The following is a 6,754-nucleotide window of genomic DNA, read 5'->3' as shown; positions in this document are numbered from 1 at the left end:
ATTACCCCGGCCGCATCGGCCGCCACCTGCAGCGATGTCACGATCACCGCCCACGACCCGGCCCGCTGCCAGCGCCGGAACAACCCGTACACCGCCTGCCAGGACCCGTACTCGGCCGGCACGTCCCGCCACGGCACCCCGGCGCGGCACCGCCACCGGATCCCATCGATGAGCTGCCGCTTCGTCCACTTCGGCGGGCGTCCCGCCTTCTTCGGTCGAGGCAGCAGTGGCTCCAGCCGCGCCCATTGGGCATCGGTCAGGTCCGCGCGCCCCGCCACCGCTACGCTGGCCACGAGGTCTCCGGCATTGTTCAGATTTGCTTGGTCGCTAATCCGAACTACCGGAGACCTCGCCTATATGCCAACGCGGGCAACAACTTCGGTCGAACATGCTGATGGGGCGGCACCGCTGCACGGTGCCGCCCCACCACTCACTTCGAGACAGAACCTAGATGGGGAGGCGGCGGAAGATCGGGCGCGGCACGTGGCGCAGGATCATCATGACGTAGCGGAAAACGCCGGGGGCCCAGACGATTTCCTTGCCCTTCTCGGAGGCGGCGACCGCGAGGAGGGCGACGTCCTCCTTGTTCACGGTGAGCCCGTTCTCCTTGGCGTGCGCGGAGAGCCGGGTGCGCACCATGCCGGGGCGGATGACCGTGACCCGCGGACCGAACTTCGCGACCGCCTCGCCGAGACCCAGGTAGAAGCCGTCCAGGCCGGCCTTGGTGGAGCCGTAGACGAAGTTGAACCGGCGCACGCGCTCACCGGCGACCGAGGACATGGCCAGGATGCGGCCGAAGCCCTGCGCCTTCATCTTCTCGCCGAGCAGCACGCCGACGGAAACCGCCGCGGTGTAGTTGATCTCGGCCATCATGACGGCCTTGCGCTGGTCCTGCCAGAAGATCTCGCCGTCACCGTCGATGCCGAACGCGACGATGGCCACGTCGACGTCACCGTCCACCCACGCCGCGTCGATCACGGCCGGGTGGCTGTCGGTGTCGAGCGCGTCGAAGTCGATGACCTGCACCTCGGAGGCGCCGGCGGCCTTCATCTGCGACACGGCGTCCTCGCGCAGCGGGTCACCGGGCAGGGCGGCCAGGATGATGCGCGCGGGACCCTTCTTCAGGTACTCGGCGCAGATCGCCAAGCCGATCTCCGAGGTGCCGCCCAGCAGCAGAATGGATTGCGGGTTCCCTACCGCATTGATCACTGAAGCTCCAGCCTTCTCGCCATATCGGACATGAAAACGCCTGTGGGATCCACACTTCGGCGGATCTTGATCCACTCGTCGATCCGCGGGTACATCTTGTGGAAGGTCTCCGCGTCGGTCCGTGAATCCTTGGCAGTGTAGAGGCGACCGCCGAATTCCAGGACGCGCCGGTCCAGTTCGCGCACGAAGTCATTGAGACCGGGGCGGACCGGGAAGTCGACGCAGATGTTCCAGCCCTCCATGGGGAAGCTCAGCGGCGCCGGGTTGCCCGGGCCGAAGAACTTCAGCACATTGAGCGCCGAATGGTGACCCGACCGCTGGATGTCCACGATGATCTTGGTGAATTCATCGAGCGCCTCGGGCGGCAGCACGAACTGGTACTGGATGAATCCCTTGGACCCGTAGGCCCGATTCCACTCCGAGACCACGTCCAGCATGTGGTAGAACGCCGTCAAGTTCATGACCTTGCCGGTGTAATTGCCGCCGAGCGCGTAATACGCCTCGCCGACCATCCCCAGCGTGAGCTTGTTGGCCGCGAAACTCGGGAAGATATCCGGCACCGTCAGCAGATTCGGCGCATCGAACTTCAGCGGATTCTTGCGCAGCTTCTTCGGCAGCTCGTCGAGCCTCGCCAGTCGTCCGCGAGACACATTGGCGCGGCCCAGTTTCGGCGGCGCGCTGATGGCGTCGAACCAGGTGGACGAGTAGGTGTAGTTCTCCTCGGACCCGTCCTTGTGGACCGCGATGGTCTCTTCCAGGCCGGTGGTCTTGATGCCGTCGGAGATGAAGTACGCCGTCTCGGTGGGCGTCATCTCGATGGTGGCACGCAGGATGATGCCGGTCAGGCCATTGCCGCCGACGGTGGCCCAGAACAGCTTGGCGTTCTTCTTCGGCCCGATGGTCTGCACCTTGCCGTCGGCGGTGAGCAGATCGATGGACCGCACGTGATTGCCGAAGCTGCCCGCGCTGTGGTGGTTCTTGCCGTGGATGTCCGAGCCGATGGCGCCGCCCACGGTCACCTGCCGGGTGCCCGGCAGCACCGGAACCCAGAGGCCGAACGGCAGCGCCGCCTTCATCAGCTGGTCGAGGCTGACGCCCGCGTCCACGTCCACCAGCCGGGAGTCCCGGTCGATGCGGTGGATGCGGTTGAGTGCGGTCATGTCGACGACCAGGCCACCCGCGTTCTGGGCGTGATCACCGTACGAACGGCCGAGGCCGCGGGCGATGACGCCGCGACGCAGGTGCGCGGGCTTGGAGTCGTTGTCCTCCGCGACCATGGCGACCGCCTTGGCGATCAGCTCCGGGTCATCGGTGGAGAGCACTTCCGACGTGGTGGCTGCGGTGCGACCCCACCCGGTCAGGCGCCGGGTCTGCGTCGGCAGGTCGAACGAACCCGGTGACGCCGTGCCCGCTGTGTCTTTGCCTACGACGGGGCCCTCGCCTGCCGAGCTGGGCTCGGGGGCGGCCGCGGTGGTGGTCTGAGCTTTCGTGGACATCGGCATAGAGGCTACAGGCATAACCGTCTCGAGGCTTGTGTCCTTTGTCCCGGGCATTACTCTTCTGCGTTGTGACCGCGGAACCCCATCTGCCCCTGCCGCCCGAGCTGCCCCTCGTCGATGAACCGGGTGGTACGGAGGTTGATCTCAAGACGCAGATCATCCGATTCGCGGTCACTGGTGGCCTGTCCGCCATCGTCGACTTCGGCCTGTACACGCTGCTGTTCAAGCTGGTCGGACTGCCGCTGCCGGTGGCCAAGTCGATCAGCTTCATCGCGGGCACGACCACGGCCTACCTGATCAACCGGCGCTGGACCTTCCAGGCCGAGCCGAGCCGCAAGCGCTTCATCGCGGTGGTGCTGCTGTACGCGGTGACCTTCGCGCTGCAGGTCGGCATCAACCAGCTCTGCTATTACGCGCTGCCCGATGCGTGGTGGCGGATCTGGCTCGCCTTCTGCGTCGCGCAGGGCACCGCCACCGTGATCAACTTCATTGTCCAGCGCGCGGTGATCTTCAAGATCAACTAGGCGGCGCTGAAGTCAAGACTCGACCAGGGCGTTGGTCTCTTCCTTCGCCCGGAAGTAGTCGCCGCCCTTGGCGCGCACATTGTCGGTACCCCACAGGCGCTGCTCGCGCTGGGCCGGGACCAGGTGCGGAATGTGCTTGCGGCAGTGGATGTAGGCCTCCTCCACATCCACCACCACCCAGCGCTCCGGAATGCGGCCCCGGGTATCGGCCGGCAGGTCGGGGACGCAGCGGCGCATGAGCGCGTCGTCCACGATGCGCGCGGTGCCATTGAGGTGCAGGCCGATCAGGTCGTGCACGAAATCGATCATGAGAATGCCGACGTGGGGGTTCTCGAGAATGTTGCCGAGGCTGGCCATGACGCCGTTGCCGCGGTATTCGGGATAGGCGACGGTGCGCTCGTCGATCACGTGCAGGAAGCCCGCTTTGCCGGCGCGGAAGCTGGCATCGCATTCACCGTGCTTGTCGGAGGTGGCGATGAAGGCCATGTCCATGCGCCGGATGAAATCGATCATGTGGGTATTGAGCCGATCTCGCACCTGATCGGAGTAGAAGCGTTGTGCCCGTTCCTCGGTACCGTATCGCTCCTGCAGTTCCCGTTCGCCGTCGCTGCCGTTTCTGATACCGGGCATCGTGCGCCCCCTTTGGTAGCTGAATACCGGATGGAAGAGGCTCGGCCACGAACTTCGGCCATCCGAAATCCTATACGGTTTAACTATTTTCGTGTGGCAAATGCGTGAACCGGCGTATCTGCCCTGGTGGGGCTTCCTCGACTGTTGCCGGACAAACCTTCCCGGGGGAGGATCCTCCCGGATGAAAGGACCCACAAGGGACCTTCGGCCCTTAGCTGCGGGGATGCTGCTCGTCGTTCCGGACCGCAGGAATGCGAGATCCCCAGGGGGCGAGGGGATTTCGCATTCCTGATTTGTCCATTTCGCAGAGCCTTCCGGGGTGTGGTGCGGCCGTCATCCCCCTAGGTGGCGCCGATCTTCGGTGCTCGAAACATGAATACCGAGGGGTCTTTCAGGGCACACCGGCTCCGGTCGCAACGCACCGTGTGGTCCGGCTCCGCCTCACACCCGGGTGAGCGTCACCGGCACGCCATTGAACACGGCGTTCCCGGACGGGGCGTCCACCAGTGAATCATCGGTCAGCACATTGGCATTCACCCCGGCGTGCTCACGCGCGACGGTCTGCACGCTGTCCCCGTGTCCCCAGCCGTGCGGCAGGCTGACCACGCCGGGCATGATGTCCTCGGTCGGCTCGACGTCCACGGTCAGCGTGCCCGCCGCCGATTTCACCACGGCCTGCCCGTTCAACCCCAGCCGCGCCGCGTCCTCGGGATGAATGTGCAGCGTGCAGCGATTCGACCCGCCCACCAGTGGCGGCACATTGTGCAGCCAGCTGTTGTTGGATCGCAGCTGCCGCCGTCCCACCAGTACCATCTCCGGCCGCTCGACCCCCAGCCGGGCCCGCAGCCGGTCCAGGTCGGCCAGCAGTTCGGGGGGCGCCAGCTCGACCCGGCGAGAGGCCGTCCGCAGCACACCCGGCAGCCGGGGCTCCAGCGGACCCAGGTCGATGCCGTGCGGATTGTCCAGCAGCACTTGCAGATTCAGCTTGCCGCGCCATTCGTTCTCGTCGTCCGGCGTGGTGGACCATTCGCCGAGGGGGCCCAGGCGCAACATCAGGTCCAGCCGCTGCTCGGTGGTGTCGGTGCCGAGCAGTTCGCCGCGGCGGTCGGCCAGGCCGGCCTTGTGCAGGGTCCCGGCGATGACGATCTCGTCGACCGCACCCAGCGGATCCAGCCCGGGCTGGGCTTCCTGGCCCGAAACGGCCAGGGCCAGCCGGGCCAGCACCTCGGCCTCGGACAGCTCGTTCGCGCCGAGCGGCACCAGCGGCCGCGAGTAGCGGGCGTAGTTGTGGACCGCGAAATTGAGCAGCGCGAAATCGTAGTGCGGCGACTGCAGGATGCGCGGAGGCGGCAGGATGACGTCCGCGTGCCGGGTGGTCTCGTTGAGATAGCGGTCCACACTCACCATGAATTCCAGTCCGGCGAAGGCGGTGTCGAGGCGCGCGCCGCTGGGTGCGGACAGCACCGGATTGCCCGCCACCGTCACCATGGCCCGGATCTGCCCGTCGCCGGGCGTGCGGATCTCGTCCGCCAGCGTGGCCACCGGCAGTTCACCCATGGCCTCGGGCAATTCGCGCACCCGGCTGGCCCAGCGCGCGAGGCGGAACGGCCGCGACCGCACGATGCCCAGCGCCGCCCCCGTCGCGAACATGGCCCCGCCGGGCGAGTCGAAGTTGCCGGTGAGCACATTGACGACATCCACCAGCCACTGTGTGAGCGTGCCGAATTCCGCCGTGCAGGTGCCGATCCGGGCGTAGACGGCGGCCGTCGGCGCGGCGGCCAGCTCGCGCGTGATCCGCACGATGGTCTCGGCGGGCACCCCGGTGCGCCCGGACACCAGCTCCGGCGTGAATTCGGCTGCCGCGGCCCGCACCTCGTCCAGCCCGTTCACCTCGACCCGGACGTCGGTCAGACCCTCCGCGAACAATGTGTGGACGATCCCGAACAGCAGGTAGGCGTCACTGCCCGGCCGCACGAACACGTGCTCGTCGGCCAGCTTGGCGGTGCGCGTGCGCCGCGGATCCACCACCACCAGCCGCCCGCCGCGCTGCCGCAGCGCCTTCAACCGGCCCGGGAAGTCCGGTGCGGTGCACAGCGATCCATTGGACTCCAGCGGATTCGCGCCCAGCATCAGCAGATAGTCGGTGCGGTCCAGGTCCGGCACCGCCACGGTGAGCGGATCACCGAACATGAGCCCGCTCGACACCTGCTTGGGCATCTGGTCGGCGGTGCTGGCGGAGAACAGGTTCCGGGTGCCCAGCGCCCGGATCAGCAGCGGCACGTACAGCGCCCCGGCCACGGTGTGGGCATTGGGATTGCCCAGGTACAGCCCCACCGCCTGATTGCCGTGCGCGGCCGTCACCTGCGGCAGGCGTTCCCGGATCACTCCGAAGGCCTCGTCCCAGCTCGCCTCCCGCCAGGTGTCGGTGGCGCGGTCGCGAATCATGGGCGCGGTCAGCCGATCCGGATCGGCGTCGAGATGTCCGAGGGTGGCGCCCTTGGGGCAGATGAAGCCCCGGCTGAAGGGATCGGCGTGGTCACCGCGCACCGAGACGATGTGATCGGTGCTGTCCAGGGTGAGCTCGAGGCCGCACACCGCTTCACAGAGCGGGCAGGTGCGTAGCAATGTCCGGGGGCTGTCCGTGACGTGGGTCATACCTCATGATCGCCCGGAAACGTACCGGGCGGAACACCTCTGGCCGCCGGGAATGCCGGACGCGGGCTCCCGGCGGCCGCCAATGCCGGAGCCTCGGATTATGTCCGTTATCGCTTAATTTGCAACGTTCGTATACGGATACGGCAAAACCCGCGAGCGCCGGGGTGCACTCGCGGGTTTCGTGTAGTTGTGAGAGCCGGTGGCGTCAGGAGGCGATACGGGCCGCCTGCGGCGCTC

6 protein-coding genes are annotated in these 6,754 nt (G+C 67.0%); 1 reads left to right on the top strand and 5 read right to left on the bottom strand.

What is annotated here, in order from left to right; translation table 11 throughout:
* From ACFXN1_RS50920 to ACFXN1_RS50910, 3 genes are all read right to left on the bottom strand, one after another.
* Positions 1 to 293 (bottom strand): transposase (locus tag ACFXN1_RS50920; protein WP_379464135.1); only part of this gene is annotated, 293 nt, incomplete at its 3' end.
* Between the two features lie 154 nt (positions 294 to 447).
* Positions 448 to 1,209: a decaprenylphospho-beta-D-erythro-pentofuranosid-2-ulose 2-reductase gene (locus ACFXN1_RS50915; protein ID WP_379438652.1), complete on the bottom strand. Its 762-nt coding sequence runs from the start codon at positions 1,207 to 1,209 to the stop codon at positions 448 to 450.
* The gene (locus tag ACFXN1_RS50910; protein WP_379438654.1) at positions 1,206 to 2,711 is read right to left on the bottom strand and encodes an FAD-binding protein; all 1,506 of its coding nucleotides are present in this window, start codon (positions 2,709 to 2,711) and stop codon (positions 1,206 to 1,208) included. The genes ACFXN1_RS50915 and ACFXN1_RS50910 overlap by 4 nt, the downstream gene beginning before the upstream one ends.
* 65 nt (positions 2,712 to 2,776) lie before the next feature.
* Between ACFXN1_RS50910 and ACFXN1_RS50905 the strand changes: the two genes are divergently transcribed.
* Entirely contained in the window at positions 2,777 to 3,232 is a 456-nt protein-coding gene (locus ACFXN1_RS50905) for a GtrA family protein (RefSeq protein ID WP_379393122.1), read from the top strand.
* Positions 3,233 to 3,244: 12 nt separating this feature from the next.
* Here ACFXN1_RS50905 and ACFXN1_RS50900 read toward each other — a convergent pair whose 3' ends face one another.
* On the bottom strand, positions 3,245 to 3,862 hold the full coding sequence (locus tag ACFXN1_RS50900) for a pyridoxamine 5'-phosphate oxidase family protein (protein WP_379438655.1): 618 nt from the start codon (positions 3,860 to 3,862) through the stop codon (positions 3,245 to 3,247).
* A 441-nt stretch (positions 3,863 to 4,303) separates the two neighbouring features.
* Positions 4,304 to 6,517 carry a molybdopterin-dependent oxidoreductase gene (locus tag ACFXN1_RS50895; protein WP_379438657.1) on the bottom strand — a complete coding sequence of 738 codons (2,214 nt, stop codon included), beginning with the start codon at positions 6,515 to 6,517 and terminating at the stop codon, positions 4,304 to 4,306.
* Between the last annotated feature and the right edge of the window lie 237 nt (positions 6,518 to 6,754).

Source organism: Nocardia sp. NPDC059154 (assembly GCF_042755705.1).
Classification (GTDB): domain Bacteria; phylum Actinomycetota; class Actinomycetes; order Mycobacteriales; family Mycobacteriaceae; genus Nocardia.
This window is presented reverse-complemented; position numbering and strand designations above follow the sequence as displayed.

What these genes read in the sequence shown, in the direction of transcription:
- ACFXN1_RS50910 (WP_379438654.1), bottom strand. Translation starts at nt 2,711, where the DNA reads ATGCCGATGTCCACGAAAGCTCAGACCACCACCGCGGCCGCCCCCGAG.
- ACFXN1_RS50900 (WP_379438655.1), bottom strand. Translation starts at nt 3,862, where the DNA reads ATGCCCGGTATCAGAAACGGCAGCGACGGCGAACGGGAACTGCAGGAG.
- ACFXN1_RS50895 (WP_379438657.1), bottom strand. Translation starts at nt 6,517, where the DNA reads ATGACCCACGTCACGGACAGCCCCCGGACATTGCTACGCACCTGCCCG.